25 protein-coding genes are annotated in these 26,647 nt (G+C 60.2%); 14 read left to right on the plus strand and 11 right to left on the minus strand.

The annotated features are described in order from the left end of the window. Positions 1-128: 128 nt before the first annotated feature. From emhC to emhA, 3 genes are read right to left on the minus strand one after another with little or no spacing between them, the layout of a single operon-like run. Positions 129-1,589 carry an efflux RND transporter outer membrane subunit EmhC gene (emhC, locus tag AB4O01_RS27060; protein WP_456023569.1) on the minus strand — a complete coding sequence of 487 codons (1,461 nt, stop codon included), beginning with the start codon at positions 1,587-1,589 and terminating at the stop codon, positions 129-131. Further along, complete coding sequence (locus AB4O01_RS27065) at positions 1,586-4,750, minus strand: efflux RND transporter permease subunit (protein ID WP_460090075.1); 3,165 nt, start codon at positions 4,748-4,750, stop codon at positions 1,586-1,588. The genes emhC and AB4O01_RS27065 overlap by 4 nt, the downstream gene beginning before the upstream one ends. A 3-nt stretch (positions 4,751-4,753) precedes the next feature. Continuing rightward, entirely contained in the window at positions 4,754-5,911 is a 1,158-nt protein-coding gene (emhA, locus tag AB4O01_RS27070) for an efflux RND transporter periplasmic adaptor subunit EmhA (RefSeq protein WP_460090076.1), read from the minus strand. A gap of 266 nt (positions 5,912-6,177) precedes the next feature. On the opposite strand from emhA, the gene emhR reads away from it, so the two are divergent. Then, positions 6,178-6,810, plus strand: coding sequence for an efflux system transcriptional repressor EmhR (gene emhR / locus AB4O01_RS27075; protein WP_093438619.1), 633 nt, complete (start codon positions 6,178-6,180; stop codon positions 6,808-6,810). Between the two features lie 379 nt (positions 6,811-7,189). Here the strand turns inward: emhR and AB4O01_RS27080 are convergent, their stop codons facing one another. From AB4O01_RS27080 to AB4O01_RS27090, 3 genes are read right to left on the minus strand one after another with little or no spacing between them, the layout of a single operon-like run. Next, entirely contained in the window at positions 7,190-8,239 is a 1,050-nt protein-coding gene (locus tag AB4O01_RS27080) for an alkene reductase (RefSeq protein WP_186623729.1), read from the minus strand. Between the two features lie 28 nt (positions 8,240-8,267). Continuing rightward, positions 8,268-9,434, minus strand: a complete 1,167-nt coding sequence (locus AB4O01_RS27085; RefSeq protein WP_007917078.1) for an MFS transporter — start codon at positions 9,432-9,434, stop codon at positions 8,268-8,270. Between the two features lie 34 nt (positions 9,435-9,468). Next, positions 9,469-9,771 carry an ArsR/SmtB family transcription factor gene (locus AB4O01_RS27090; RefSeq protein ID WP_007917068.1) on the minus strand — a complete coding sequence of 101 codons (303 nt, stop codon included), beginning with the start codon at positions 9,769-9,771 and terminating at the stop codon, positions 9,469-9,471. Between the two features lie 170 nt (positions 9,772-9,941). On the opposite strand from AB4O01_RS27090, the gene AB4O01_RS27095 reads away from it, so the two are divergent. Continuing rightward, entirely contained in the window at positions 9,942-10,520 is a 579-nt protein-coding gene (locus AB4O01_RS27095; RefSeq protein WP_116254501.1) for an ACP phosphodiesterase, read from the plus strand. 112 nt (positions 10,521-10,632) lie between these two features. On the opposite strand, the gene AB4O01_RS27100 is transcribed toward AB4O01_RS27095, so the two are convergent. Then, entirely contained in the window at positions 10,633-11,427 is a 795-nt protein-coding gene (locus AB4O01_RS27100) for a lysophospholipid acyltransferase family protein (RefSeq protein ID WP_460090077.1), read from the minus strand. Beyond that, the gene (gene olsB / locus AB4O01_RS27105; RefSeq protein ID WP_093438600.1) at positions 11,427-12,182 is read right to left on the minus strand and encodes an L-ornithine N(alpha)-acyltransferase; all 756 of its coding nucleotides are present in this window, start codon (positions 12,180-12,182) and stop codon (positions 11,427-11,429) included. The genes AB4O01_RS27100 and olsB overlap by 1 nt, the downstream gene beginning before the upstream one ends. Before the next feature lie 153 nt (positions 12,183-12,335). On the opposite strand from olsB, the gene AB4O01_RS27110 reads away from it, so the two are divergent. The 5 genes from AB4O01_RS27110 (at position 12,336) to AB4O01_RS27130 (ending at position 16,682) form a co-directional block, all read left to right on the plus strand. After that, entirely contained in the window at positions 12,336-13,214 is an 879-nt protein-coding gene (locus AB4O01_RS27110; RefSeq protein ID WP_460090078.1) for an acyl-CoA dehydrogenase middle domain-containing protein, read from the plus strand. 167 nt (positions 13,215-13,381) lie between these two features. After that, on the plus strand, positions 13,382-14,455 hold the full coding sequence (locus AB4O01_RS27115; RefSeq protein ID WP_460090079.1) for a serine hydrolase domain-containing protein: 1,074 nt from the start codon (positions 13,382-13,384) through the stop codon (positions 14,453-14,455). Next, on the plus strand, positions 14,452-14,748 hold the full coding sequence (locus tag AB4O01_RS27120; protein WP_093438586.1) for an amidase: 297 nt from the start codon (positions 14,452-14,454) through the stop codon (positions 14,746-14,748). Before AB4O01_RS27115 ends, AB4O01_RS27120 begins: the two co-directional genes overlap by 4 nt. 184 nt (positions 14,749-14,932) lie before the next feature. Next, on the plus strand, positions 14,933-15,523 hold the full coding sequence (locus tag AB4O01_RS27125) for a YceI family protein (RefSeq protein WP_460090080.1): 591 nt from the start codon (positions 14,933-14,935) through the stop codon (positions 15,521-15,523). Between the two features lies 1 nt (position 15,524). Then, positions 15,525-16,682 (plus strand): phospholipase D-like domain-containing protein, encoded by a 1,158-nt coding sequence (locus AB4O01_RS27130; protein WP_093438576.1) that lies wholly within the window; start codon positions 15,525-15,527, stop codon positions 16,680-16,682. A 132-nt stretch (positions 16,683-16,814) separates the two neighbouring features. Here AB4O01_RS27130 and bglX read toward each other — a convergent pair whose 3' ends face one another. Then, positions 16,815-19,106 (minus strand): beta-glucosidase BglX, encoded by a 2,292-nt coding sequence (gene bglX / locus AB4O01_RS27135; RefSeq protein WP_116254497.1) that lies wholly within the window; start codon positions 19,104-19,106, stop codon positions 16,815-16,817. Positions 19,107-19,368: 262 nt separating this feature from the next. Between bglX and AB4O01_RS27140 the strand changes: the two genes are divergently transcribed. The 4 genes from AB4O01_RS27140 (at position 19,369) to AB4O01_RS27155 (ending at position 22,936) form a co-directional block, all read left to right on the plus strand. Beyond that, positions 19,369-19,977 (plus strand): LemA family protein, encoded by a 609-nt coding sequence (locus AB4O01_RS27140; RefSeq protein ID WP_093438567.1) that lies wholly within the window; start codon positions 19,369-19,371, stop codon positions 19,975-19,977. 13 nt (positions 19,978-19,990) lie between these two features. Continuing rightward, entirely contained in the window at positions 19,991-20,746 is a 756-nt protein-coding gene (locus AB4O01_RS27145; RefSeq protein WP_460090081.1) for a TPM domain-containing protein, read from the plus strand. A 33-nt stretch (positions 20,747-20,779) separates the two neighbouring features. After that, entirely contained in the window at positions 20,780-21,397 is a 618-nt protein-coding gene (locus tag AB4O01_RS27150) for a TPM domain-containing protein (protein ID WP_116254496.1), read from the plus strand. 321 nt (positions 21,398-21,718) lie between these two features. Next, positions 21,719-22,936: a class I SAM-dependent methyltransferase gene (locus tag AB4O01_RS27155; RefSeq protein WP_320337413.1), complete on the plus strand. Its 1,218-nt coding sequence runs from the start codon at positions 21,719-21,721 to the stop codon at positions 22,934-22,936. A 65-nt stretch (positions 22,937-23,001) separates the two neighbouring features. Here AB4O01_RS27155 and AB4O01_RS27160 read toward each other — a convergent pair whose 3' ends face one another. Continuing rightward, positions 23,002-23,907 (minus strand): DMT family transporter, encoded by a 906-nt coding sequence (locus AB4O01_RS27160; protein ID WP_077571479.1) that lies wholly within the window; start codon positions 23,905-23,907, stop codon positions 23,002-23,004. A gap of 279 nt (positions 23,908-24,186) precedes the next feature. Here AB4O01_RS27160 and AB4O01_RS27165 point away from each other — a divergent pair, with 279 nt between their 5' ends. From AB4O01_RS27165 to AB4O01_RS27175, 3 genes are all read left to right on the plus strand, one after another. Continuing rightward, the gene (locus AB4O01_RS27165; protein ID WP_460090082.1) at positions 24,187-24,768 is read left to right on the plus strand and encodes a DJ-1/PfpI family protein; all 582 of its coding nucleotides are present in this window, start codon (positions 24,187-24,189) and stop codon (positions 24,766-24,768) included. 13 nt (positions 24,769-24,781) lie between these two features. Next, positions 24,782-25,087 (plus strand): ribbon-helix-helix domain-containing protein, encoded by a 306-nt coding sequence (locus AB4O01_RS27170; protein WP_099758220.1) that lies wholly within the window; start codon positions 24,782-24,784, stop codon positions 25,085-25,087. A gap of 183 nt (positions 25,088-25,270) precedes the next feature. Further along, positions 25,271-25,615 (plus strand): YegP family protein, encoded by a 345-nt coding sequence (locus tag AB4O01_RS27175; RefSeq protein WP_186623755.1) that lies wholly within the window; start codon positions 25,271-25,273, stop codon positions 25,613-25,615. A 141-nt stretch (positions 25,616-25,756) separates the two neighbouring features. On the opposite strand, the gene AB4O01_RS27180 is transcribed toward AB4O01_RS27175, so the two are convergent. Then, positions 25,757-26,638, minus strand: a complete 882-nt coding sequence (locus AB4O01_RS27180; RefSeq protein WP_460090083.1) for a dihydrodipicolinate synthase family protein — start codon at positions 26,636-26,638, stop codon at positions 25,757-25,759. Between the last annotated feature and the right edge of the window lie 9 nt (positions 26,639-26,647).

The raw sequence follows: 26,647 nt of genomic DNA on the forward strand, positions 1-26,647 counted from the left end.
CCCACATTTGGAATGCGTTCCCCTGTGGGAGCGAGCTTGCTCGCGAAGGGGCCAGCCCAGACAACACACCTTTCTGCCAGGCAACAAAAAGCCCACCAATCGGTGGGCTCCTTGTAGTCAGCCGATGATCAGAACAACTTCATCTTCGGCGCTTCTTCTTTCAGCGGTTCGTTCTGCGCGGTTTGCGCATTCCAGCCACCGCCCAGAGCCTTGTACAGGTTGACCGCACTGGTCAGCTGCGCGAGGCGGTCGGTGATCAGCGCTTGTTGCGCACTGAACAGCTGACGCTGGGCATCGAGGAAGGTCAGGTTGCTGTCGACGCCGATGCGGTAACGACGTTCGGCCAGACGGTAGTAATCCTGGTTGGCCTGCACGAAGTCACGCTGCGCTTGCAGTTGCTCGGTGTAGGTCTGGCGTGCGGCGAGGCCGTCGGCGACTTCCTGGAAGGCCGTTTGAATGGACTTCTCGTAGTTCGCCACGCCAATGTCCTTCTGGATCTTGGCGGCGTCGAGGCTGGCGCGCAGGCTGCCGGCGTTGAAGATCGGCAGGTTGATCTGCGGCTGGAACAGCCACGTTCCCGAACCCCCCTTGAACAGGCCGGACAGATCCGGGCTCAGGCTGCCCGCGTTGGCGGTCAGGCTGATGCTCGGGAAGAACGCCGCACGGGCCGCGCCGATGTTGGCGTTGGCCGCTTTCAGGTTGTACTCGGCTTGCAGAATGTCCGGACGACGTTGCAGCAGGTCCGAAGGCAGACCGGCCGGCACGTCGCTGAGCAGGTCATCGGACAGCGGTTTGGCCGCTTGCAGATTGGCCGGGATACCGGTGCCGAGCAGCAGGGTCAGGCTGTTTTCGTCCTGCGCGACCTGGCGGGTGTAACGCGCCAGTTGTGCCCGGGCGTTTTCCACGGAAGTACGCGACTGCGCCAGATCCAGTGCCGAAGCCACACCGACTTCGTTGCTGCGGCTGGTCAGCTTGTAGCTTTCTTCGAAGGCACCGAGGGTGTCTTGGGTCAGCTTGAGCAGTTCCTTGTCCGCTTGCCAGGTCAGGTAAGCATTGGCGACGCTGGCGACCAGACTGATCTGGGTGCTGCGACGTGCTTCTTCAGTAGCGAAGTATTGTTGCAACGCTTGCTCGCTCAGGCTGCGAACCCGACCGAACAGATCGAGTTCGTAGGCGCTGATGCCGACGGTGGCCGAGTAGGAGCTGGTGATGCCCGCTTCACCGGTCTGCGAGGCACGGGCCGGAACCCGCTGACGGCTGCCGCTGGCATTGGCCGAGACCGCCGGGAACAGGTCGGCACGCTGGATGCGGTATTGAGCCGCATAGGCGTCGATGTTCAGCGCCGCGACACGCAGGTCGCGGTTGTTTTCCAGGGACACCTGGATCAGCTGTTGCAGCGCCGGGTCATGGAAAAACTGCTTCCAGCCCTGCTCGGCAGCGGCCTGCGCCGGTGCCTGGGCCGGCGAGTACGCCGGCCCCTGCGGGAACTGACCTGCGACCGGAGCCTCAGGCTGCTGATAGTCAGGTATCAGCGAGCAACCGCTCAGCACGAAGGCGGCGACTGCGATGGAGAGTAGCGACTTGCTCATTGGCCAGCCTCTTTAGGAGTTTCTTTAGTGTCATCCGGGTCGGCGATTTTACGCTGGCCCATGGACGAAACCGTAACGAAGAACAGGGGTACCCAGAAAATCGCGAGTACGGTGGCGGTGATCATACCGCCAATTACCACGGTGCCAATGGCGTGCTGGCTGCCTGAGCCGGCGCCTGTGGAAATTGCCAGAGGCACTACGCCGAGGATGAACGCCAGGGACGTCATGATGATCGGACGCAGACGCATGCGGCAAGCTTCGATGGCAGCGTCGCGCAGACTGGCGCCCTGTTCATGCAATTCCTTGGCGAACTCGACGATCAGAATGGCGTTTTTCGCTGCCAGACCGATGGTCGTCAACAGTCCCACCAGGAAGTACACGTCGTTGGACAGCCCGCGCAGACTGGTCGCCAGCAAGGCCCCGATGATCCCCAGCGGAACCACGAGCACCACTGCAATCGGAATCGACCAGCTCTCATAGAGAGCCGCCAGACACAGGAATACCATCAGCAGCGACAGCGCAAACAGTGCCGGCGCCTGCGAACCCGCCAGACGTTCTTCATAGGACAGCCCCGTCCAGGAGATGCCTACGCCTTTCGGCAGTTTCGCGGCAATGGCTTCGACCTCGGCCATGGCTTCACCCGTGGAGTAACCTGGAGCCGGGGCCCCGAGGATTTCCACCGCTTCCACACCGTTGTAGCGCGAGAGCTTCGGCGAACCGTAGATCCATTCGCCCTTGGCGAATGCCGAGAACGGAACCATGGTGCCGCTGGCGTTGCGTACGTACCACTTCTTCAAGTCTTCCGGTTTCATGCGCGAATCCGGCTGGCCTTGCACGTACACCTTCTTCACCCGACCACGGTCGATGAAGTCGTTGACGTAGCTACTGCCCAAAGCAATCGACAAGGTGTTGTTGATGTCGCTGATGGTAACGCCCAGGGCACTGGCCTTCTCGTCATCGATTTCGAGCTGGAATTGCGGCTCGTCATTCAAACCGTTCGGACGTACCTGCGACAACACTTTGCTTTGCGCCGCCATGCCGAGGAACTGGTTGCGTGCCTCCATCAATTTTTCATGACCGATACCGGCGCGGTCCTGCAGGAACACGTCGAAACCGGTGGCGTTACCCAACTCCAGCACTGCCGGCGGGGCGAAGGCGAACACCATCGCGTCGCGGAAGGTAAAGAAGTGCTGCTGGGCGCGAGCCGCCAGCTTGAACACGCTGTTGTCGGCGTTACGCTCATCCCAAGGCTTGAGCATGATGAATGCCATACCCGAGCTCTGACCACGGCCGGCGAAGTTGAAACCGGTCACGGTGAACACCGAGGCGACGGTGTCACCTTCACCGCCATCCTTGGTCGGACGCAGCAGGTATTCACGCATTTCATCCACGACTACCTGGGTGCGCTGGGCGCTGGAACCGGCCGGGGTCTGCACTTGAGCGAACAGTACGCCCTGGTCTTCTTCCGGCAGGAAAGAGGAGGGGATGCGCATGAACAACCAGATCATGCCGATCAGAATCAGCGCGTAGGCCAGCAGGTAAGGCACCTTCTGGCGCAGGATATTGCCGACGCCGCGCTCGTAGCTTTTGACGCTGCGATCGAAGTTGCGGTTGAACCAGCCGAAGAAGCCTTTTTTCGGAACGCCGTGCTCACCATGGGGAATAGGCTTGAGCATGGTCGCGCAGAGTGCCGGGGTGAAGATCAGCGCGACCAGCACCGACAGGGCCATGGCCGAGACGATGGTGATCGAGAACTGCTTGTAGATCACACCGGTCGAGCCACCGAAGAACGCCATTGGCAGCAGAACCGCCGACAATACCAAGGCGATACCGACCAGTGCGCCCTGGATCTGGCCCATGGATTTCTTGGTCGCTTCCTTCGGAGACAGGCCCTCCTCAGCCATGACTCGCTCGACGTTTTCCACCACGACGATGGCATCGTCCACCAGCAAACCGATGGCCAGTACCATGCCGAACATGGTCAGGGTGTTGATGCTGAAACCGGCGGCGGCGAGGATGCCGAACGTACCGAGCAATACCACCGGCACGGTCATCGTGGTGATGACGGTGGCGCGGAAGTTCTGCAGGAACAGGAACATCACCAGGAACACCAGCGCGATCGCTTCGACCAGCGTGTGAACCACACCTTTGATCGACTCGGTCACTACGGGGGTCGTGTCGTACGGGAACACCACTTCCATGCCTGGCGGGAAGAACGGCTTGAGGCTGTCGATGGTGGTGCGCAAGGCTTTGGCGGTATCGAGGGCGTTGGCGCCGTTGGCCAGTTTCACTGCCAGACCGGATGCCGGGCTGCCGTTGAACTGGGCACTGATGGCGTAGTTCTCGCCACCCAGGCCAACATCAGCCACATCTTTGAGGCGAACCTGCGAACCGTCCTTGTTGACCTTGAGCAGGATTTCCTTGAACTGCTCGGCCGTCTGCAGACGGGTCTTGCCGATGATCGTCGCGTTCAGCTGCTGGCCCTGTACGGCCGGCAAGCCGCCGAGCTGGCCGGACGAGACCTGGACGTTTTGCGCCGCGATGGCAGTCTTCACGTCGATCGGGGTCAGGTTGAAATTGTTCAGCTTGGCCGGGTCGAGCCAGATGCGCATCGCATACTGGGCACCGAAGACCTGGAAGTCACCGACGCCAGCAGTCCGCGAAATCGGATCCTGCATGTTCGACACGATGTAGTTGGACAAGTCGTCCTTGGTCATGCTGCCGTCACGCGAGACCACGCCGATGACCAGCAGGAAGTTTTTCACTGCCTTGGTCACGCGGATACCTTGTTGCTGCACTTCCTGCGGCAACAGCGGGGTGGCCAGGTTCAACTTGTTCTGAACCTGCACCTGCGCGGTGTCGGAGTTGGTGCCTTGCTCGAAGGTCGCGGTGATGGTCATGCTGCCGTCGGAGTTACTTTCCGAGGACACATAACGCAGGTTGTCGATACCGTTGAGCTGCTGTTCGATCACCTGGACCACGGTGTCCTGCACGGTTTGCGCCGAAGCGCCCGGGTAGGTCACGGAGATCGCAATGGCCGGCGGCGCAATGCTCGGGTACTGGTTGATCGGCAATTTCAGGATCGAAAGTGCCCCGACCAGCATGATCACCAAGGCAATTACCCAGGCGAAAATCGGACGGTCGATGAAGAATTTTGACATGGATTACTCCCCTTTGCCGCCGGCGGCTTTGTCAGCTGCCTGAGCGGGGGCCGGGTTCTTGGTGCCGACGTTGGTCGCTTCGGTCGGTTTGACCTCGACGCCCGGTTTGACGAATTGCAGCCCTTCGGTGATCAGGCGATCGCCGGCCTTCAAGCCGTCTTCGATCAGCCATTGGCTGCCGACGGTGCGACTGGCCTTCAACTGACGCAACTCGACTTTGTTGTCCGGGCCGACGACCAGTGCGGTCGGCGTGCCTTTGAGGTCACGGGTCACGCCTTGCTGCGGGGCGAGGATCGCGGCGCTGTTGACACCGGCCTGCAGCTGCGCGTGGACGAACATGCCTGGCAACAGGGTGTGATCCGGGTTCGGGAACACGGCGCGCAGGGTTACCGAACCGGTGGTCTGGTCGACCGACACTTCGGAGAATTCCAGCTTACCGTCGAGCTTGTATTGGCTGCCGTCTTCCAGAGTCAGCTTGACTGCGGCGGCGTTGTCACCAGCTTTCTGCAGACGACCGCTTTCCAGTTCGCGGCGCAGTTCCAGCAGTTCCACCGAGGACTGGGTGACATCAACGTAGATCGGGTCCAGTTGCTGGATCACGGCCATGGCGTCGGTTTGACCATTGCTCACCAAGGCACCTTCGGTGACCGAAGAGCGGCCGATACGACCGGAGATCGGCGCGTAAACCTTGGTGTAACGCACGTTGATCTGCGCGCTCTGCAGCGACGCTTCCGATTCCAGGCGGTTGGCCACGGCGGTGTCGTATTCCTGACGGCTCACGGCCTGCTCGTCGACCAGTTGCTTGTAGCGGTCGGAGATCGACTTGGTCGAACGCAGGTTGGCTTCGGCGCTTTTCAGGGTCGCTTCATAGACCGACGGATCGATCTGATACAGCTGCTGGCCGGCTTTGACATCGCCGCCTTCCTTGAACAGACGCTTGAGAATGATGCCGTTGACCTGCGGTCGAACTTCCGCGATGCGGTACGCACTGGTGCGGCCCGGCAGTTCGGAGGTGAGGGTAAACGCTTGTGGTTGCAGGGTGACGACGCCGACCTGAGGCGGTGGAGCGGCCGGTGCCGCTTCTTCCTTTTTACATCCGCTGAGCAGCGATGCCAGGGCGACGGCAGTGACCAGAGCGGTAACAGCTGGCTTGAATTGCATGAAGATCCTCGGGTCAGGCGCGCGAAAAGCGCACAAGAAGTGTGGAAGGGTAAAAATTGGGTACCGGGTGGATAAGTAGCTTGCTAAGGAATATACTTACGTTCATGGTTGTTTGTAAACACCTTTGCCACGTATCCACCCTGTTACAAAACTCGTCGCAAGGTTTGAAATTGTAGGCCGGGGAGCAGATCCGTGAGAGATCGCCCCCTCTTTATTCAGCGGATATTCAGCCATCCCTGAAACATCCTGTTTGAGGTTTTACTGTCATGGTCCGTCGTACCAAAGAGGAAGCTCAAGAAACCCGTAGCCAGATCCTGGAAGCGGCGGAGAAAGCCTTTTATGAAAGGGGCGTCGCTCGTACGACGCTGGCCGATATCGCGACAATGGCCGGGGTCACACGTGGTGCTATTTACTGGCATTTCAGTAACAAGGCCGATCTGGTCCAGGCCATGCTGGATTCGCTGCGTGAGCCGCTGGATGAATTGGCCAGGGCCAGCGAAAGTGAAGATGAACTCGATCCGTTGGGCTGCATGCGCCAACTGCTGATTCATTTGTTTCATCAAGTTGCGCTGGACCCGAAAACCCGGCGGATCAACGAAATTCTGTTTCATAAGTGCGAGTTCACCGATGAAATGTGCGATTTGCGCCAGCAGCGCCGGGACGTCAGTCTCGATTGCAACGAGCGCATCGCTCTGACGTTGCGTAATGCGGTCAATCGCGGCCAGTTGCCAGAAGATCTCGACACCGTCCGCGCGGCCATCAGTATTCACAGCTATATCGATGGCCTTCTGTATGGATGGCTTCTGGCGCCGGACAGCTTTGAGCTGCATGCCGAGGCTGAGCGTTGGGTCGATACAGGGTTGGACATGCTGCGCCTGAGCCCCAGCCTGCGCAAATGAAACAAAATGCGTAATTGACACCGCTTATGTCAATTGGCCTGCCTTTATATAGCTTCGCAGCGGGGGGAGTTTAAACGTAGCGAGCTACGCATTTTGTAGGGAATTTGTGTCTTCTGTGTGAATGAGTGTGAGCCGCTTGCCCTCACCCTAACCCTCTCCCAGAGGTAGAGGGGACTGACCGAGGTGTTCTTGCGAGATACACCGACCTGAGATATCCCGCCGAACTCAGGTTTCGAACATCCCCCAATCGGCTCCCTCTCCCTCGGGAGAGGGCTGGGGTGAGGGGCTACATACTCAGCCGCACAATCACTTTCCAGGCGAACACAAAAAAGCCCCCAACTCTCACAAGTCGGGGGCTTTCGCGTTTCTGGGTGATGCCTTACAGCGCCGGATAGTCGATATAACCGACCGGGCCTTTCGCGTAGAACAACTCCGGACGCGCATCATTCAACGGCGCATCCGCCTTCAAACGAGCCGGCAGATCCGGGTTGGCAATGAACGGCACACCAAATGCCACGGCATCAGCCTTGCCGCTGGCCAGCCATTCATTGGCGCTGTCCTTGGTGAATTTTTCGTTGGCAATGTACGGGCCGCCGAACGCTTCTTTCAATTGCGGGCCGAGGCTGTCGGCGCCTTCTTTCTCACGGGAGCAGATGAACGCGATGCCGCGTTTGCCCAGCTCACGAGCCACGTAAGTGAAGGTTTCCGCCAGGTTGTCGTCGCCCATGTCATGGGAGTCAGCGCGCGGTGCCAAGTGCACACCAACGCGACCAGCGCCCCAGACTTCGATCGCCGCATCTGTCACTTCCAGCAGCAGACGTGCACGGTTTTCCAGCGAGCCACCGTAGTTGTCGGTGCGCTGGTTGGTGCTGCTTTGCAGGAACTGGTCGAGCAGGTAACCGTTGGCGCCGTGGATTTCCACGCCGTCGAAACCGGCGGCTTTGGCGTTCTCGGCACCGGTGCGGTAAGCGTCGACGATGTCGGCGATTTCAGCGGTTTCCAGTGCACGCGGGGTTGGGTAGTCGGCCAGTGGGCGCACCAGGCTGACGTGACCTTTAGGCTGGATCGCGCTCGGTGCCACCGGCGCTTCACCGTTGAGGTACGACTCGTGGGAGATACGGCCCACGTGCCAGAGCTGCAGGAATATCTTGCCGCCAGCAGCGTGAATCGCTTTGGTCACGTTGGCCCAGCCACGCACTTGATCGTTGGACCAGATGCCCGGGGTGTCCGGGTAGCCGACGCCCATTGGCGTTACCGAAGTGGCTTCGCTGAGGATCAGGCCAGCGGACGCGCGCTGTACGTAGTATTCAGCCATCAGCGCGTTCGGTACGCGGCCTTCGTCGGCGCGGCAGCGGGTCAGTGGGGCCATGATGATGCGGTTGGCCAGCTCGACGTCGCCGAGTTTGATCGGATCAAAAATAGTTGCCATGTCTACAACCCTCGTAAGTGAAAGTTAATCAGTTGGTAGCAGGGGCCAGATCGGCATTGCCGTTCTGACGGAAAGTAATCAGGGTCACCAGCAAGGCGAGCACTGCCAGTGCGGCGGCTGCGAGCGGCACACTGGTCAGGCCGTAGCCGTGGGCGATGACGCTGCCGCCGACCCAGGCGCCGAGGGCGTTGCCGACGTTGAAGGCACCGATGTTCAGGGTCGAAACCAGGTTCGGTGCGGCTTTGCCGAAGGTCACCACGTTGACTTGCAGCGCCGGCACGGCGGCGAAACACGCGGTGGCCCAGAGGAACAGAGTGATTTCAGTCGGGATCAGCGCAACGCTGGTCCAGGTCAGCACGGTGGAAACCACGGCCATGGCGATGAACACGCCGATCAGCGTGGCGGCCATGCCCTTGTCGGCGAGTTTGCCGCCGATGATGTTGCCGACGGTCAGGCCCAGGCCGATCAGCATCAGCGTCCAGGTCACGCCACGGGGCGACACACCGGTGACTTCGCCGAGCAGCGGGGCGACGTAGGTGAACAGAGTGAAGACGGATGCGGCGAAGAGTGCAGTCATGCTCAGCGACAGCCAGATCCCGGCACCTTTGAGGGCGGCGAGTTCGGCGCGCATGTCGAGTTTTTCTTCGTCACGCTTGGCCGGCAGGAAGCGGATCAGGCCGATCAGCGCAATCACACCGATGACGGTCACCGCCCAGAAGGTCGAGCGCCAGCCGTATTGCTGACCCAGCGCAGTGCCCAGCGGCACACCGAGGACGTTGGCCAGGGTCAGACCGGTGAACATCAACGCCACCGCCGACGCTCGCTTGTTGGCCGGCACCAGATTGGCCGCCACCACCGAACCGATGCCGAAGAACGCACCGTGGCACAGCGCGGTGATCACCCGGGCAAACATCAGCACGTTGTAATCACTGGCAATCGCACACAGCAGGTTGCCGACAATAAAAATGCCCATCAACGCGACCAGTGCCGCTTTTCGCGGCAGTTTGGCGGTAGCCATGGCCATGAATGGCGCACCGATGGCCACGCCGAGGGCGTAACCGGTCACCAGCCAACCGGCGCCGGGGATCGACACACCGAGGTCGGCCGCCACATTGGGCAGCAGGCCCATGATGACGAATTCGGTGGTGCCGATGGCGAAGGCGCTCAAGGCGAGGATGAGTAGCGAGAGGGGCATGCAGGTTTCCTTGTCGGCTGGCTGACGTTAAGGGTCAGAGCTCTTTACTGAGGGTGCTGAGGAACGCCTGGATCACGTCCTCGTTACGTTTGAAAAAGTGCCATTGCCCGGCCTTCTGGCTGCTGATCAGGCCGGCGCGTTGCAACGTTGCGAGGTGTGCCGAAACAGTCGACTGCGACAGGCCGCAGCGCTGATCGATCTGCCCGGCGCAAATGCCGTACTCGTGGTTGTGCAACTGTTCCGGAAATTCGTTCTTCGGGTCTTTCAGCCAGTTGAGGATGTCTCGCCGTACTGGGTGCGCCAGGGCTTTTATTATTTCGTCGAGGTCGAGGTTCATGGCAGGGTGCTCACAATGTGTACAACGCTATATCGCGATGTGGCGAAATATAAATCGTTAGATCGCGATACACCAATATGCTTTTGATCTGACGTCAGCATAAATTGGTATATCGCGTTATAACGATACGATGGTGTATGGATTGCGGGTCGCAGTGCTAAGCTGCGCCCATGAACTATCTCGCACATTTACACCTCGGTGGCCAGCGCCCCGGGCAACTGCTCGGCAGTCTGTATGGCGATTTCGTCAAAGGTCGGCTGCAAGGGCAGTTTGCGCCGGAGGTCGAGGCGGCCATTCAACTGCATCGGCGGATTGACGTGTTTACCGATCGTCATCCGTTGGTGGACGTTGCGTTGGGGCGGTTTTCCGATACGAGGCGGCGTTATGCCGGGATCGTCCTCGACGTGTTTTTCGATCATTGCCTGGCCCGGGACTGGCGGTTGTATGCCGATCAGCCGCTGGAGGTTTTCACCGCTGATGTGTATCGGGTGCTGACCCGCGAACGGCAACTGCCCGAGCGATTGGCGAAGATCGCCCCGCACATGGTCGCCAATGACTGGTTGGGTTCGTATCAGGAATTTGAAGTGCTGGAGCAGGTGTTGCGCGGGATCTCGCGGCGGCTGAGCCGGCCGGAAGAGCTGGCGGGGGCGATGGAGGAATTGCGGCGGTTGTATGAGCCGCTGAGTGAAGACTTCCGCTTGTTCTACCCACAACTCCAGGACTTCGCACAAAATCCGTCAATGACATAAAACCAATGTGGGAGCGAGCTTGCTCGCGAAGGCGTCGTGTCAGCCAACATCAACTTTGAATGACATACCGCTTTCGCGAGCAAGCTCGCTCCCACAGGGGGGATGTGTGTTTTCAGGCTGCAATCAATTCGCCTGCGCGACGCGGTTCGGCCGGTTTCGCCACCTCACCAAACAACGCCTTCTGCACCGCCTGCTGTGCCTCGAATGCCAACGCCGCACGCTCACGCCCCTGACAGGCAATCGGCTTGAGCAGATGCACTTCGACATCGCCGCAATCATTGCTGAACAGGCGCATCAGGTGCGAGAGCAGATCATCGTCACCAATGAACGGCGCCAGCGCATCGATCTCGCCATCACGCAGATAACGGATCGCCACCGGTTGCAGCATCACCTCGGAATCAATCGCCGCCGCCAGCAAGCGACCATGAAAGGTACGCAGCGAGCGCCCATCGGTGGTGGTGCCTTCCGGGAACATCAGCAGGGCGTGGTCTGTTTGCATGTGACGGGTCATCTGCTTGCGGATCAACTGGCTGTCGCCCGAACCGCGACGGATGAACAGGCTGCCAGCCTTCGCCGCGAGCCAACCGGCCACTGGCCAGGTGCGCACTTCGGCCTTGGACAGAAACGACAGCGGCGTGAGCATGCCGAGCAGCGGAATGTCGGTCCACGACACATGATTGCTGACCCACAGCATCGGCTGTTTCGGCAGCTCACCGTGCACGGTCACGCGAAAGGGCAGGGCATTGCTCAGGCGCGCCATGAAAAAGCGCGACCAGCGCTGACGCCGTTCCATCGAATGCGCCAGGCCAATTCGTTCAAATACGCCAAAGACAGTGGCCATGGTCAAGCCCAGCGCTACCACCAGCAGCACCCGCGCGATCCGCGCGTACACGCGCAGCCGGCTCATCACACGGCCGCCTTGAAGTGCTTGGCGTAGCGCGGGCAGAGTTCGTCGCGCTTGAGCAGGATGAACACGTCGGCGACCTGGAAGTCTTCGTCCCAGCACGGCTCACCGCAGATCTTCGCGCCCAGGCGCATGTAGGCCTTGAGCAGCGGCGGCATTTCGGCGATCACGTTGGAAGGGATATCCAGCGTCGGCAGCGGATTTTTCGGTTCGGCGCGCAGGTGTTCGGTGCACAGATAGCGTTCACGCAAACGCTGCATGATCGCGTGGGCCTGGATGCCGCCGTCTTGCATCGGAATGCTCGCGCAACCCATCAAGTAGCTGTAACCGCCCTGATTCAATACTTCGGCCAATTCGCCCCACAACACCGCAATGGTGCCGCCGTTGCGATAGGCCGGGTCGACGCAGGTGCGACCGATTTCGAGGATCGGGCCTTGCAGATGCGTCAGGCCGTGCAGGCTGAATTCTTCTTCGCTGTAAAACTTGCCGAGGCTGCTGGCAGCGGTGTGATCGAGCAGACGCGTGGTCGCCACCAGACGGCCGGTGTTCAAGTCACGCACGCCGATGTGGCTGCAGTGAACATCATAATCATCCATGTCCAGACCCAGTTCCGCGCCTTTCAGTTTGGCGTTGAACTCGCCGCTGAAGACGTTGAAGCGCAAGGCCTGGGCTTGCTGCAAGGCCTCGGCGCCGATCAGGCGTTCGGCTTGCAGGCGGCGTTCATTGCCGGTGTCGCTGATGCGGGCGATCTGAGTCATGTGAATCTCCGTACGGGCCTTTAACCCGTCGTGGGTTGCAGCCGATCGACTTTCTTTATGCAGCCGTGTTGTGCAAAGTCAGGCTATGTAGCCCCGGTGTCATCGCCATGAACGTTCGGTGATGCTTATATGACAGCCCACAAGGAGCCTCTTATGCCCTGGCCAGATCTGCTGCACCGCCGTGAACGATTGCCCGCCGTTGCTGACCTGGCCGAGGGTTTCGCGACGTTGTTGCAGCAACTAGGCAACGTCACCCCATTCGAATTGGCGGTCGCGGGCGGGCGGCGGATGGCCACGCCGGGGCTGGCGTTTCTGGTCGGTTATCAGGCGGCATTGCGCATGTTGTGGCCGAGTGCACCGCTGAGCCTCGGTGCGTTGTGTGCGACCGAACAGCGCAGTTTGCGTCCGGCGGACATGCAGACACGGTTGACGGATTTACGTCTGAGCGGACGCAAGGATTTTGTCACCGCCGGCGATGCGGCGGACTGGTTGCTTATCGCCGCGCGCAGTGAAGAATCCGGTGAATCGCCGCGCCTGAGTCTGGCGGTGGTGTATCCCGGCGAACCCGGCGTGACCGTGGAGAAGCTGCCGGCGCTGCCGTTGATGCCTGACGTCAGCCATGGTCGGCTGCAGCTTGATAACGCGTTGTGCGAGTTGTTGGCCGGCGATGGTTGGGACGCTTACGTCAAACCGTTTCGTACGTTGGAAGATGTTTATGTACTCAGCGCGATGACCGCGTGGCTGTTTGGCGTCGGCCAGGACAGTGACTGGCCGCAGGCGCTGCAATTGCGCTTGCTGGCGCTGTTGGCCGGGTGTGCGGAGGCGAGTCGGCAACCGCCGAACAATCCCGCCGGGCATGTGTTGTTGGCTGGGTTGTTTGCGCAGTTTGAGGCGCTGGAGGGGGAAGTGAGTCAAGCGTTGGCTGACGGTCCGGCAGAGTGGGCGCAGATGTGGCAACGCGATCAAGGCGTGATGCAGTTGGCGGCGGGTGCTCGGGCCAAGCGTCTGGCCAAGGCTTTGGCGCAGGCTTGACTGGCCTCTTCGCGAGCAAGCTCGCTCCCACAGTTTGATGGCATTCCAACTGAAGGAACTCGGTCAACTGTGGGAGCGAGCCTGCTCGCGAAGGCGGCTTCAACATCCCCACACATCTGTCATCAACCCCGACTAATCTCAGCAGGTTCATTCCCAGAGCCCTCACCATGCGCAAAGGCCTGTCGCTGTTCCTGCTGCTGATCACCTTCACCGTTCAGGCCGAACAATGGCCCGGTGAAGCATGGCCAATCGGCACGACGATCACCGATACAGGAGCGCTGGAGAATTACGCCTTCCCACCCCGCGATGACAACACCCGCCAAGGCATCCGCACCGACGCCTTGCTGATCATCCGCGACGGCCAGATCATCTACGAACGCTACGCCGGCCCGACCACCGAACAAACCCCGCACCTGACCTGGTCGATCAGCAAAAGCCTGATGGCCACCGTCCTCGGTGTGGCGTACGGCGAAGGCCTGTTCAAACTCGAAGCCCCGGCCGTGCAGTTTTACCCGCCGCTGGAACAACACCCGGCCATCAAAATCGCCGACCTGCTGCACTGGGCCTCCGGTATCGACTGGCAGGAAGATTACGAATACGCGCCACTGAAATCCTCGGTGGTGGCGATGCTCTACACCCGCGGCCATCGCGACATGGCCGCGTTCACCGCCGATCACGATGCTTACGCCGAACCGGGGCAGGCCTTCCGTTATTCCAGCGGCGACAGCAACCTGCTCGCGGCGGCGTTGAAAAATATCGTCGGCCCGCAGCGTTATCCGGATTATCCGTGGACGGCGTTGTTCGAACCGTTGGGCATCCGCCACGCCGTGTGGGAGACCGATGCCAACGGCACGTTTGTCGCTTCCTCTTATGCCTACCTGACCGCGCGGGATCTGGCGCGGGTCGGTTTGCTGATGGCTTGTGACGGGCGCTGGCATGATCGGCAGTTATTGCCCAAGGAGTGGGTGGCGTTCAGCCGCACTCCCTTCGCCGGTTACAAAGCCCATCAGGACGAAGCCGTGCCCGGCGGCCAATGGTGGCTCAATCGTCCAGCCGATGGCGCTGAATCGCCATGGCCCGCTGCACCGCCCGACACGTTTGCCGCCCTCGGGCATTGGGGCCAGGCGCTCTACGTGATCCCCAGTGAAAAACTGCTGATCGTGCGTTACGCCGATGACCGCGACGGCAGCTACAGCCATAACGAACTGCTCAAACACGTGCTGAAGGCGGTGCGGCCATGAAGCGCTTATTCCTGTTAATGCTGGTCCTGCTGCTCGGCTGGATCGTCTACGAGCGCGAAAACCTGTGGGCCTTCCCCGACATCATCAGCGCCTACACCGCCAAGGAATACTGTTCCTGTCGTTATGTGATGAATAACGATGCCGAGTATTGCCGTGGCTATGTAAAACAATGGCTGCCGACCAGCGCATTCACCGATGACAGCACCAACAAAACCATCACGGTCAGCGGCATGGGCCGCAGCAATCGCGCCCAGTGGTTGAGCGAACGGCAAGGCTGTCGCCTGAATCCCTGAAAACACCCGATGGTTTTTTGTGGGAGCGAGCCTGCTCGCGAATGCAATAGCGGGCGCACCTTGTCTGTTGAGACAGATGACGTCTTCGCGAGCAGGCTCGCTCCCACCGGGTGTGATCTTCAGTTTGCAATAACAGCGTGTGCGGTTAAGGTTCGTGCAGGTTTATCAGCCCCACGAGTGTTCAATGTTCAACCGCTCTCTCTGTGCAACCCTGTCCAGTCTGCTGCTCGCCACCGTCGCATTGCCGGCGCAGGCCAATTGGTATCTGGACGGCGAGTCGTCGCGGCTGTCGTTTGTCAGCACGAAAAACACCCATATTTCCGAAGTGCAGCGCTTTCTGGTGCTGCACGGCAAGGTCGACCCCAACGGTCGCGCCGAAGTCGAAGTCGAGATGGATTCGATCAACAGTGGCATCCCGCTGCGTGACGAGCGCATGCGCAAGGAGCTGTTCCAGATCGAGCAATTCCCCGAAGCGACCATCACCACCCAGATCGACCTGCGCCCAATCAACGATCTGGCCCCCGGTGCGCAGCTGGAATTGCGTCTGCCGCTGACCGTCAACCTGCACGGCAAGCAACACGAATACCCCGCTGAGCTGCTGGCGACGCGCCTCGATGACCGGCGTTTTCAAGTGGTCACCCTGGAGCCGCTGGTGATCAACGCCGAGGATTTCGATCTCGTGCCGGGGCTGGAAAGCCTGCGCAAACTTGCCGACCTGTCGGCCATCAGTCTGTCGGTACCGGTGGGTGCGGTGCTGATTTTCACGGCGCGCTGACATGCGCGGTGCGGTGTTTCCGTGGCGCGATGGCAACCGGTTCGAACTGTTGATCGATGGCCCGCAATTCTTCCCGCGCATGCTTGAGCAGATTGCCGGCGCGCAGGAGCAGATCGAACTCGAGTTGTATCTGGTCGAGGCTGGCGCTTGCGCCGAAACCATCGTGCAAGCGCTGGTGCTGGCCGCCGAGCGTGGCGTGCGCGTGCGCTGCCTGTTCGATGATTACGGCAGCCTGGCGTTTACTCTCAATCTGCGCCAGCGCCTGACACACGCCGGCGTTGAACTACGTTTCTACAATCGGCTGAACTGGCGGCGCTGGGTCGGTAATTTCTATCGTGATCATCGCAAGTTGCTGCTGGTCGATCAGCGTCTGGCGGTGGTTGGCGGCACCGGTGTCACCGATGAGTTCTGGACACCGGGGCACGACACCAGCGAGTGGCACGAAGTGATGGTCGAGATCAGCGGCCCGCTGGTGATCGACTGGCAATTGCTGTTTGATCGCCAGTGGATCGCCAATCGCTATCGCCGCGCCTGGCGCCCGGCCGCGCATTTCGGCTTGCCACGGTTACCACGGGTGCCGGACAAGGGCGAGGGCATGGGCCGAGTGGCGTATGCCGACGCCCGCCAGCACCGCGACATTCTGCAGTCGTTGTTTCGAGCCTTGAACAGCGGGCAAAAACGCATCTGGATGGCTACGCCGTACTTCCTGCCAACGTGGAAAATCCGCCGCTCACTGCGCAAGGCAGCGGCGCGCGGAGTCGATGTGCGGCTACTGCTGACCGGGCCGCGCACCGATCACCCGTCAGTGCGTTACGCCGGGCATCGTTACTATCCGCGACTGCTCAAGGCCGGGGTGCAGATCTTCGAATATCAGCCGTGCTTCCTGCACTTGAAAATGGTGCTGGTTGACGATTGGGTGAGCATCGGTTCGTGCAACTTCGATCACTGGAACCTGCGCTTCAATCTGGAGGCAAATCTGGAGGCGTTGGATCCGTCGTTGACGGCAGCGGTGCAGGCGAGTTTTCTGAAGGACTTCGGGCTGAGTCAGCAGGTGAGTCTGGAAGAATGGCAGCGCCGGCCGTTGTGGCGGCGGGTGAAGCAGCGGGTGTGGGGCTGGGTGGATCGGGTGGTGGTCAACATTCTCGATCGCCGCGGATAACCGCTCACCTGATGATCGTTCCCACGCTCTGCGTGGGAATGCAGCCTGTGACGCTCCGCGTCACTGGACGCGGAGCGTCCCTTGAGGCATTCCCACGCGGAGCGTGGGAACGATCAGCCGAGCAAAAACCGGTTACAGCAATTCAAAGCTCTGCTGCGTCACGTCCTGCGAATCCAGGCCGATCTGCACGTTGAACTTGCCAGGCTCCGCCGCGTACTTGAGCTGGGCGTTGTAGAACTTCAGGTCATCCTCGCTGATGGTGAAGTGCACGACTTTCTGTTCACCGGCCTTGAGCATGATTTTCTGGAAGTTCTTCAGTTCTTTCACCGGACGAATCATCGAGCCGGTGACGTCCTGAATGTACAGCTGCACCACGGTTTCGCCGTCACGCTTGCCGGTGTTCTTGACCATGACGCTGGCGTCGAGTTTGCCGGTGGCGTTCAGGGTGGTCGACGACAGCGCCATGTCGCTGAGGGCGAATTGGGTGTAGCTCAGGCCATAACCGAACGGGAACAGCGGCCCGGTCGTGTCATCGAAATACTGCGAGGTGTAGTTGCCCGGTTTGCCCGGCGTGAACGGCCGGCCAATGCTCAGGTGGTTGTAGTAAGTCGGGATCTGGCCCACGGAGCGCGGGAAGGTCACCGGTAGTTTGCCCGACGGGTTGTAGTCGCCGAACAGCACGTCAGCGATGGCGTTACCGCCCTCGGTGCCGCTGAACCAGGTTTCCAGAATCGCGTCAGCCGACTGGTTCTCTTCGAGAAGGGTCAGTGGGCGGCCGTTCATCAACACCAGCACCAGCGGTTTGCCGGTAGCTTTCAGTGCGCGGATCAGCTCACGCTGGTTTTCCGGAATGTTCAGGTCGGTGCGGCTGGAGGATTCGTGGGACATGCCACGGGATTCGCCGACGGCGGCAACGATCACGTCAGCGTCCTTGGCGGCTTTCACCGCTTCGTCGATCAGCACGTTGGCCGGTCGCGGATCGTCGACCACTTCCGGCGCATCGAAGTTGAGGAAGTTCAGGTAGTCGAGCACCTTCTTGTCGCTGGTGATGTTGGCGCCACGGGCGTAGATCAGGTTCGCCTTGTCACCGATCACCGAGCTCATGCCATCGAACAGGGTCACCGATTGCGCAGGCTTACCCGCTGCGGCCCAGCTGCCCATCATGTCGATCGGTGCTTTGGCCAACGGACCGACCAGTGCGACTTTCGCGTCTTTCTTCAGCGGCAGGGTTTCGTTCTGGTTCTTCAACAAAACCAAGCTGCGACGCGCCACTTCACGGGCCTCGGCGCGGTGCAGACGGCTTTCGGCGTAGGTGTCGGCCGGATCGTCTTCAGCCTTGCCAATGCGCAGGTACGGGTCTTTGAACAGGCCCATGTCGTACTTGGCCGCGAGCACTTCACGCACGGCGTTGTCGATGTCTTTCTGTTCGATCTCGCCGGACTTGAGCAGCCCCGGCAGTTCTTTGCCGTACAGGGTGTCGTTCATGCTCATGTCGATACCGGCCTTGATCGCCAGCTTCGCCGCTTCACGACCGTCGCGGGCGACGCCGTGCTTGATCAGTTCGAAGATTGCGCCGTGGTCGCTAACCGCCAAGCCCTTGAAGCCCCAGTCTTTGCGCAGCAGATCATTCATCAGCCAGGTGTTGGCCGTGGCCGGAATGCCGTTGATCGAGTTCAACGCGACCATCACACCGCCGGCGCCGGCATCAATCGCGGCGCGGTACGGCGGCAGGTAATCCTGGTACATCTTCACCGGGCTCATGTCGACGGTGTTGTAGTCGCGACCGCCCTCGACCGCGCCGTACAGGGCGAAGTGCTTGACGCTGGCCATGATGCTGTCGGCCGCGCTCGGGGTGGCGCCCTGATAGGCGCGCACCATGACGCCGGCAATGCGTGAAGTCAGGTAGGTGTCTTCACCGAAGCCTTCGGAGCTGCGGCCCCAGCGCGGGTCGCGAGAGATGTCGACCATCGGCGCGAAGGTGATGTCGAGACTGTCGGCGGCGGCTTCCTTGGCGGCAACGCGCCCGGACTGGCCGATGGCGTCCATGTCCCAGCTCGAGGCGAGGGCCAGTGGAATCGGGAAAATCGTACGGTGACCGTGGATCACGTCGTACGCGAAAAACATCGGAATCTTCAGGCGACTGCGCATGGCAGCATCCTGCATCGGCCGGTTTTCCGGACGGGTGATCGAGTTGAACGTGCCGCCGATGTTGCCGGCGGCGATCTCTTTGCGGATCAGCTCACGGGGCATTTCCGGGCCGATGCTGATCAGGCGCAACTGGCCGATCTTCTCGTCGAGGGTCATTTGCTTCATCAGGTTGCTGATGAACGCGTCCTTGTTTTCCAGGGGTACCGGGGTCGTGGCGGCCAATACTTGATGACTGGCCAGGCTGACGAACAGACCCAGCAAACACAGCTTCTTCATGAATAGTTTTCTCAAGGGCCCAAGCGGCAATGCAACGCCGGCCAGCCAAAATTTAGGGAGCGACTATTGTTGTTCGGGTACAGGCTCAAAGAAACAGAGCCAAAAAACGGCAGCCGACACTTGGCCGCATGATCACGCAGGGCACTTTTTAGCCCATTGCCCCGTCGTAATCCAGCGACGCGGCCGATTATGCCCCAAGAGCCCGCTGAGAATGTTTCGCGCTCGGTTTTTATAATGATATGTGCCAAGGAGCATCACTGCGATGAATGTAAGCCCAACCAATCGCTCGCGTTTGCAGGTCGCCACACTGCTGGTGCTGGCCACGCTGTTGACCGCGTGCGGCATCAACAATATCCCAACCCTCGACGAACAGGCCAAAGCTGCATGGGGCCAGGTGCAGAACCAGTACCAGCGCCGCGCCGACCTGATCCCCAACCTGGTGGAAACGGTGAAGGGTTATGCCAAGCATGAAGAGGAAACCCTCACGGCAGTGATTGAGGCGCGGGCGAAAGCGACCTCGATTCAGGTCGACGCCAGCACCCTCGACAATCCCGAGAAACTCAAGCAATTCCAGCAGGCGCAGGACCAACTGACCGGCGCATTGAGCCGCCTGATGGTGGTTTCAGAGCGCTATCCGGACCTGAAAGCCAACCAGAACTTCCTTGCCCTGCAATCGCAGCTGGAAGGCACGGAAAACCGCATTGCCGTGGCTCGCCGCGATTTCATTCTGGCGGTGCAGAAATACAACACCGAGATCCGCACCTTCCCCGGTCGCCTCTGGCACAGCGTGATGTACAGCGATCTGCCGATCCGCGAAACCTTCGAAGCCACCACGCCCGGCGCGGAAAAGGCCCCGGAAGTGAAATTCTGATTCGAGGTTGTCCATGCGTGTGTTGAAAATGGGCCTGGTGCTGATGCTGTGGCTGTTCGCCGTCAGCGCCCGGGCCGAGTTGATGTTCCCGGCGCTGAGCGGGCGGGTGGTGGACGAAGCGCAGATGCTCGAGCCGTCGGTGCGCACGCAACTGAGCCAGCAGTTGCAGGCCCACGAACAGGCGACCGGCGAGCAGTTGGTCGTGGTCACGCTGCCGGATCTGCAAGGCACGACCATCGAGGACTTTGGCGTTCAACTCGGGCGTCATTGGGCGATTGGTCAAAAGGACAAGAACAACGGCGCGCTGCTGATCGTTGCCCGTGACGAGCGCAAACTGCGCATCGAAGTCGGTTATGGCCTGGAGGATCGGCTGACCGATGCGCAGACTTCAGTGATCATCCATCAAGTCATCACGCCTGCGTTCAAGAGCGGCAATTTCAGCAAAGGCATCAGCGACGGCGTGGCGGCGATGCTGGTGGTGCTGGGTGGCAATCCGCTCGATGAACCGTCGACGGTGTATGAATCCACCGGTGATCCGTCCGATGATTTCATCTCGCGGCATCCGGCATTGTTTGTGTTTTTGGTGATGTTGTTCATCCTGACGGTGTTTGTCTGCCAGATGCTCGGTATCCTGCCTGCCGGCCGGGGCGGCTCTGGAGGAGGGGGCGGCTTCGGCGGTGGTGGCGGATTTGGCGGCGGCGGTGGAGGTGGAGGCTTCAGCGGCGGCGGGGGCAGTTTCGGCGGCGGTGGTTCGTCCGGCGGCTGGTGATATCAGAAGAATAATGAGCAGGCACTTTTCAACATGGCACTACTGACCGAACACGAACAACGCAAAGTCGCCGAGGCGATTGCCCGGGTCGAGCGCGACACCGACGCCGAACTGGTGACGGTGCTGGCCGCGCGCGCTGATGACTACGCGTACATCCCGCTGCTGTGGGCGAGCCTGTTGGCACTGGTGGTGCCGGGCGTCGTGCACTACCTGACCGGCTGGCTGACCCTGCGCAGTCTGCTGTTGGTGCAGTGGGGCGCGTTTATCGTGCTGTGTCTGCTGTTTCGTTTGCCGAAAATCACCACTCATTTGATCCCGCGTCGCGTGCGCCACTGGCGCGCCTCGAATCTGGCGCGGCGGCAGTTTCTAGAGCAGAACCTGCACCACACCGTGGGCAGTACCGGCATGCTGATTTTTGTCTGCGAGGCGGAGCGGTATGTGGAGATTCTGGTGGATGAGGGGATTTCCAAGCGGCTGGATAACAAGAGTTGGGATGCGATTGTCGCGGCGTTTACCGAGCAGGTCAGGCAGGGGCGCACGCTGGAGGGATTTGTGACGTGTATCGAGGCGTGTGGGGAATTGCTGAAGGTGCATGTGCCGGTGACGCAGGTGAGGAATGAGTTGCCGAATCGGTTGGTGGTGTTGGCCTGATAGCCTAAAAGCCAAAGCCCCTCACCCCAACCCTCTCCCGGAGGGAGAGGGGGCCGACCGAGGTGTTCTGCGCTCGACATCGACCTGAAAGACCGAGGCGATTATGGATTCAAAACAAATCTTTCAAACTTGAGTTCGACTCGGTATTTCAGGTCGGCGTAGCTCGAGAAAACACCTCGGTCAGTCCCCTCTACCTCTGGGAGAGGGCTAGGGTGAGGGCCGCTTTAACCAACCGTTCGGTAAATAAGAGCGTGTCCCCAACCCCCATCCCCCCTAAAATACCCGCCATTCCCGATTCCGCCCGTCCGAGGCCGCTTTTTCATGTCCGTTACTGCCCCGTCCATCAAGCCTGCGCCCGATCACCACGCCCAGTTCATCGAGCTGCTGCAAGCCAGCCTCGAACAGAACGGCTTCATCAAACTGGTGCTGGCCAAATACGTCGGCGAAGAAGTGGATCTGCAGCGAGTCATCATCAAACCGGTGACGGTCAAGGCGCAGCCGAATCTGTCGTTCGTCTATCGCTACAAAACCCGCGACATCACCAAGAATCTGCCCTTGGCTGACGGCGTGGCGGCGATTGCCGAGCTGTTGCCGGTCTCTTTCAAAAATGCGCATTTACTCGCAGTCACTGATGAAGCCCAGCTCGAATACAGCAAAAAGGGCAAGAGCTCGCTGTTCAAGAGCAAACCTCAGCAATTGCGCGAAGCACCGTCCGCTGAGCACAACCGCGAGAAAAATCGCTTCCTCGAGTTGAGCCGACCGTTCCTCAAGGATCTGGGCGTAACCAATGCGCAACATGAGCTGATCCCGGCGATGTCACGCAAGTGGAAGCAGATCAACAAGTTCATCGAAGTGTTCAGCCATGCCCTGACCTCGTCGCCGCTGGCGCTGGACAAACCGGTGCGGGTGGCAGATTTCGGTTCGGGCAAGGGCTATCTGACGTTCGCCATTCACGATTACCTGCGCAACACCTTGAAGGCCGAGGGCGAGGTCACCGGCGTCGAGTTGCGTGAGGAAATGGTCAACCTGTGCAACGCCGCTGCTGCGAAACTCGATCACCCGGGGCTGGTGTTCAAGTGCGGTGACGTGCGCAGCGTGGCGCCGAGCGAACTGGACGTGATGATCGCCCTGCATGCCTGCGACATCGCTACCGATTACGCGATCCACACCGGCATCCGTTCCGGCGCGTCGATCATCATGTGCTCGCCGTGCTGCCACAAACAGATCCGCCTGCAGATCCAGAGTCCAGCGTTGCTCAAGCCGATGCTGCAATATGGTTTGCACCTGGGGCAGCAGGCGGAAATGGTCACCGACAGCTTGCGCGCGCTGTTCCTTGAGGCCTGCGGTTACGAGACCAAGGTGTTCGAATTCATCTCGCTGGATCACACCAACAAAAACAAAATGATTCTGGCGGTGAAGCGCGCCGAGCCGGTGGACCCGGCGCAGTTGTTGGTGAAGATTCAGGAGTTGAAAGACTTCTACAACATCAGCGAGCACTGCCTGGAAACCTTGCTGCGCGCGGATGGTTACCTGGCTTGACACTGACCCTGTGGGAGCGAGCCTGCTCGCGAAGGCGGACTGACAGTCAACAATGATATTGGCTGTTACGGACCCTTCGCGAGCAGGCTCGCTCCCACATTTGATTTCACCGCGGTTTTGCGGCCGAGCATGACGGTCGCAATCACACCACACGCAAACACCCAGGTAATCGGCTCGACATGTTCACCAAAGAACAGTGCCGAAAACGCGATGGTGAAGAAAATCTGCAATAACTGGATCTGACTGACCCGGGCGATGCCACCCATGGCCAGCCCGGCATACCAAGCGAAAAACCCAAGAAACTGCGAAAACAGCGCCACATACCCGAACGCCCACCAGGCCTTGGCCGACACCGCGCCCTGATGTTGCAGGGCCAGATACAGCACCGGCCCGATCAACAACGGCGTCGACAGCACCAGCGCCCAGCAGATCACCTGCCAGCCGCCCATCTCCTTGGCTAATCGACCGCCCTCGGCGTAACCCAAACCACCGACCGCAATCGCGCCGAGCATCAACAGATCACCCGCCTGAATACTGCCGGCACCGGTGTACAGCGCATATCCGAGCACCAATGCACTGCCCAGCGCCGCGCAGGCCCAGAAGGCTTTTGACGGACGTTCGTGGGACAGCCACGCGGCGTACAGCGCCACGCACAAAGGTTGCAGCCCATTGACCAGCGCACCGTGGGACGCCGGCAATGTCTGCATGGCCCAAGCCGACAACACCGGAAAACCCAGAATCACCCCGGCGATCACCAGGCTCAGGCCTTTGACTTGCTGCCACGTCGGCCATTTCTCGCGCCGCCACAAAAGCAGCAACGCCGCTGGAATCGCCGCGAACAACGCGCGGCCCAAACCGTTGAGCAATGGATGCAGTTCCTGCACCACGATGCGGGTGAAGGGCAGGGTAAGGCTGAAGATCACCACGCCGAGCAGGCCGAGGGCCATGCCGGTGTTTTCGCGCGAGGACATGAGGGGAGACCTGAACCGTAGGGCATTGGAAGGTGTCCTCATCTAGCCATAATCTGCGAATTTCGAGGTGTTACAGCTAGGCACGGACTTAGGCGTACAGTTTCAGGGCCTCTTCGCGAGCAGGCTCGCTCCCACAGGAGAATGCATTCCAAATGTGGGAGCGAGCTTGCTCGCGAAGAACGATGACACGGTCTGAGGTAGTAGCCGGTTGTTACCCGAGCCTCCGGATAAGGTCTACCTTGAATACTCCCAAGCATGTCCTCCAGAGGAGTCCTCCCCATGACCGCGAAAAAGATCCTGATGCTGGTCGGCGATTACGTCGAAGACTACGAAGTGATGGTGCCGTTCCAGGCCCTGCAAATGGTTGGTCACACCGTCCACGCCGTGTGCCCGGACAAGGTTGCCGGTAAAACCGTGCGCACTGCGATCCATGACTTTGAAGGCGATCAGACCTACAGCGAAAAGCCCGGTCACCTGTTCGCGCTCAACTTCGATTTCGCCAAGGTCAGCGAGGCCGATTACGACGCGCTGTTGATCCCCGGCGGTCGTGCCCCGGAATACTTGCGCCTCAACGAAAAAGTCCTCGATCTGGTGCGCGCCTTCGACAAGGCCGGCAAACCGATTGCCGCCGTCTGTCACGGCGCGCAATTGCTTGCGGCGGCGGGTGTACTTGAAGGGCGCGAATGCAGTGCCTATCCGGCCTGCGCGCCGGAAGTGCGACTGGCGGGCGGTACGTACATCGATATCCCGGTGACGGACGGCCACGTTCAAGGCAATCTGGCCACAGCCCCGGCATGGCCGGCGCATCCGAACTGGCTGGCCGGTTTCCTCGGCTTGCTCGGCACCAAAATCACCCTGTAACGAGGATCCGCCGATGTGCGAGCTCTACGTCAAGGCTGACCCGATTCTCTACGAATCACGCTCGCGTTCGCTGCGCATCTGCGGTGTGGTGACGACGTTGCGCCTGGAGAATCAGTTCTGGGACATCCTCAGCGAAATCGCCGAGGTCGACGGCATGACCACTAACCAACTGATCGCCAAGCTGTATGAAGAGGTGATGGATTATCGCGGGGAAGTTGTGAATTTTGCCTCGTTCCTGCGGGTGAGTTGTACGCGCTATCTGAGTCAGCGGCGGGTGAATGCGCCGGAGTTGTCGGTGGTGCGGGCGGTGGTGAAATAGCCGGCACCGAGCTGCCTCATTCGCGAGCAGGCTCGCTCCCACTTTCGAGCGCGTTCTGCAACTGGAATGCGCTCCAATGTGGGAGCGAGCTTGCTCGCGAAAGGGCCGGTCCAAGCGACAGATATTCAGGACTGGTCTTTACTCTGAAGCGCCAAACCTCTCAATCGCCAAGGAGAAACGCGCATGTCCGGATGGTACGAAATCAGTAAAAGCAGCAACGGCCAGTTCAGGTTCGTGCTGAAAGCGGCGAATGCCGAAACGATTCTGACCAGCGAGCTGTACACCACTCGCGCTGCGGCCGACGGCGGCATCGCTTCGGTGCAAACCAACAGCCCGTTGGAGGAGCGCTATGAGAAGAAGTCGACGAAGGACGGCCATCCGTACTTCAACCTGAAAGCGGCCAACCACCAGATCATCGGCAGCAGTGAATCGTATTCGTCGGAGGCGGCGTGCGATAAAGGCATTGCCAGTGTGAAGGCGAACGGACCGAGCAAAGTGATCAAGGACAAGACTTTGCCGGTGCTCTGACCTCACTTTCAAATCCACCAAAATCCCCTGTGGGAGCGAGCTTGCTCGCGAAAGCGGTCGTTTACTCAACATCAATGTTGACTGAACTGACGCCTTCGCGAGCAAGCTCGCTCCCACAGGTTTTTGTATATTACAGCGAGATCAGCGCAGGGTTTTCAGGATTGCTTGCAGCTGAGTCTGGCCCGCTTCACTCAGCGGAAATACCGGCAAACGTGGATCGCCCACCTCCAGCCCGGTGTGCTGCAACCCTGCCTTGATCGTCGCCGGCAAGCCACCCTTGAGGATGAAATCCAGCAGCGGCAACTGGCGGTAAAACAAATCCCGCGCGCGATCCAGATCACCGGCCATGGCGGCCTCGTACAAGTCCAGATTCAACTGCGGGATCAGGTTCGGCGCCGCCGTGCACCAGCCTTTCGCCCCGGCCGCAAACGCTTCCAGTGCCAGCGGATTGCAGCCGTTGTAGAACGGCACCTGACCTTCGCCGAGCAATTGCAGTTTGTGCATGCGCTGAATATCGCCGGTGCTCTCCTTGACCATGGTCACGTTTTCCACGCCTTTGACGATGCGCAAAATCAGCTCCACCGACATGTCAGTGCCGCTGGTGGCCGGGTTGTTGTAGAGCATGATCGGCACGCCGATGCGCTCGCCAATAGCGCGGTAGTGAGCGAAGATTTCCGCCTCGGTGAGCTTCCAGTACGAAGCCGGCAGCACCATTACCACATCGGCACCGTGACCTTCGGCGAAACGTGCGCGGCGCACGGCTTTGGCGGTGGTCAGGTCAGAGACGCTGACGATGGTTGGCACCCGTTTGGCGACGTGCTTGATGCTGAACTCGGCAACCTGATCCCACTCCGCATCGCTCAGATAAGCGCCTTCGCCAGTGCTGCCCAACGGCGCGATGGCGTGGACGCCGCTGTCGATCAGGCGATCGATCGATTGCCCGAGCGCTGGCAGGTCCAGCCCTTCGCCGTTGGCGCCGAACGGGGTGATGGTGTAGCCGATGATGCCGTGAATAGTGGACATGGGAATCTC

The sequence above is a fragment of the Pseudomonas sp. S2_E02 genome (assembly GCF_054668355.1).

Excerpts from the sequence above, each read along its gene's own strand:
- emhC (WP_456023569.1), bottom strand. The coding sequence starts at position 1,589 with ATGAGCAAGTCGCTACTCTCCATCGCAGTCGCCGCCTTCGTGCTGAGC.
- AB4O01_RS27065 (WP_460090075.1), bottom strand. The coding sequence starts at position 4,750 with ATGTCAAAATTCTTCATCGACCGTCCGATTTTCGCCTGGGTAATTGCC.
- emhA (WP_460090076.1), bottom strand. The coding sequence starts at position 5,911 with ATGCAATTCAAGCCAGCTGTTACCGCTCTGGTCACTGCCGTCGCCCTG.
- emhR (WP_093438619.1), top strand. The coding sequence starts at position 6,178 with ATGGTCCGTCGTACCAAAGAGGAAGCTCAAGAAACCCGTAGCCAGATC.
- AB4O01_RS27080 (WP_186623729.1), bottom strand. The coding sequence starts at position 8,239 with ATGGCAACTATTTTTGATCCGATCAAACTCGGCGACGTCGAGCTGGCC.
- AB4O01_RS27085 (WP_007917078.1), bottom strand. The coding sequence starts at position 9,434 with ATGCCCCTCTCGCTACTCATCCTCGCCTTGAGCGCCTTCGCCATCGGC.
- AB4O01_RS27090 (WP_007917068.1), bottom strand. The coding sequence starts at position 9,771 with ATGAACCTCGACCTCGACGAAATAATAAAAGCCCTGGCGCACCCAGTA.
- AB4O01_RS27095 (WP_116254501.1), top strand. The coding sequence starts at position 9,942 with ATGAACTATCTCGCACATTTACACCTCGGTGGCCAGCGCCCCGGGCAA.
- AB4O01_RS27100 (WP_460090077.1), bottom strand. The coding sequence starts at position 11,427 with ATGAGCCGGCTGCGCGTGTACGCGCGGATCGCGCGGGTGCTGCTGGTG.
- olsB (WP_093438600.1), bottom strand. The coding sequence starts at position 12,182 with ATGACTCAGATCGCCCGCATCAGCGACACCGGCAATGAACGCCGCCTG.
- AB4O01_RS27110 (WP_460090078.1), top strand. The coding sequence starts at position 12,336 with ATGCCCTGGCCAGATCTGCTGCACCGCCGTGAACGATTGCCCGCCGTT.
- AB4O01_RS27115 (WP_460090079.1), top strand. The coding sequence starts at position 13,382 with ATGCGCAAAGGCCTGTCGCTGTTCCTGCTGCTGATCACCTTCACCGTT.
- AB4O01_RS27120 (WP_093438586.1), top strand. The coding sequence starts at position 14,452 with ATGAAGCGCTTATTCCTGTTAATGCTGGTCCTGCTGCTCGGCTGGATC.
- AB4O01_RS27125 (WP_460090080.1), top strand. The coding sequence starts at position 14,933 with ATGTTCAACCGCTCTCTCTGTGCAACCCTGTCCAGTCTGCTGCTCGCC.
- AB4O01_RS27130 (WP_093438576.1), top strand. The coding sequence starts at position 15,525 with ATGCGCGGTGCGGTGTTTCCGTGGCGCGATGGCAACCGGTTCGAACTG.
- bglX (WP_116254497.1), bottom strand. The coding sequence starts at position 19,106 with ATGAAGAAGCTGTGTTTGCTGGGTCTGTTCGTCAGCCTGGCCAGTCAT.
- AB4O01_RS27140 (WP_093438567.1), top strand. The coding sequence starts at position 19,369 with ATGAATGTAAGCCCAACCAATCGCTCGCGTTTGCAGGTCGCCACACTG.
- AB4O01_RS27145 (WP_460090081.1), top strand. The coding sequence starts at position 19,991 with ATGCGTGTGTTGAAAATGGGCCTGGTGCTGATGCTGTGGCTGTTCGCC.
- AB4O01_RS27150 (WP_116254496.1), top strand. The coding sequence starts at position 20,780 with ATGGCACTACTGACCGAACACGAACAACGCAAAGTCGCCGAGGCGATT.
- AB4O01_RS27155 (WP_320337413.1), top strand. The coding sequence starts at position 21,719 with ATGTCCGTTACTGCCCCGTCCATCAAGCCTGCGCCCGATCACCACGCC.
- AB4O01_RS27160 (WP_077571479.1), bottom strand. The coding sequence starts at position 23,907 with ATGTCCTCGCGCGAAAACACCGGCATGGCCCTCGGCCTGCTCGGCGTG.
- AB4O01_RS27165 (WP_460090082.1), top strand. The coding sequence starts at position 24,187 with ATGACCGCGAAAAAGATCCTGATGCTGGTCGGCGATTACGTCGAAGAC.
- AB4O01_RS27170 (WP_099758220.1), top strand. The coding sequence starts at position 24,782 with ATGTGCGAGCTCTACGTCAAGGCTGACCCGATTCTCTACGAATCACGC.
- AB4O01_RS27175 (WP_186623755.1), top strand. The coding sequence starts at position 25,271 with ATGTCCGGATGGTACGAAATCAGTAAAAGCAGCAACGGCCAGTTCAGG.
- AB4O01_RS27180 (WP_460090083.1), bottom strand. The coding sequence starts at position 26,638 with ATGTCCACTATTCACGGCATCATCGGCTACACCATCACCCCGTTCGGC.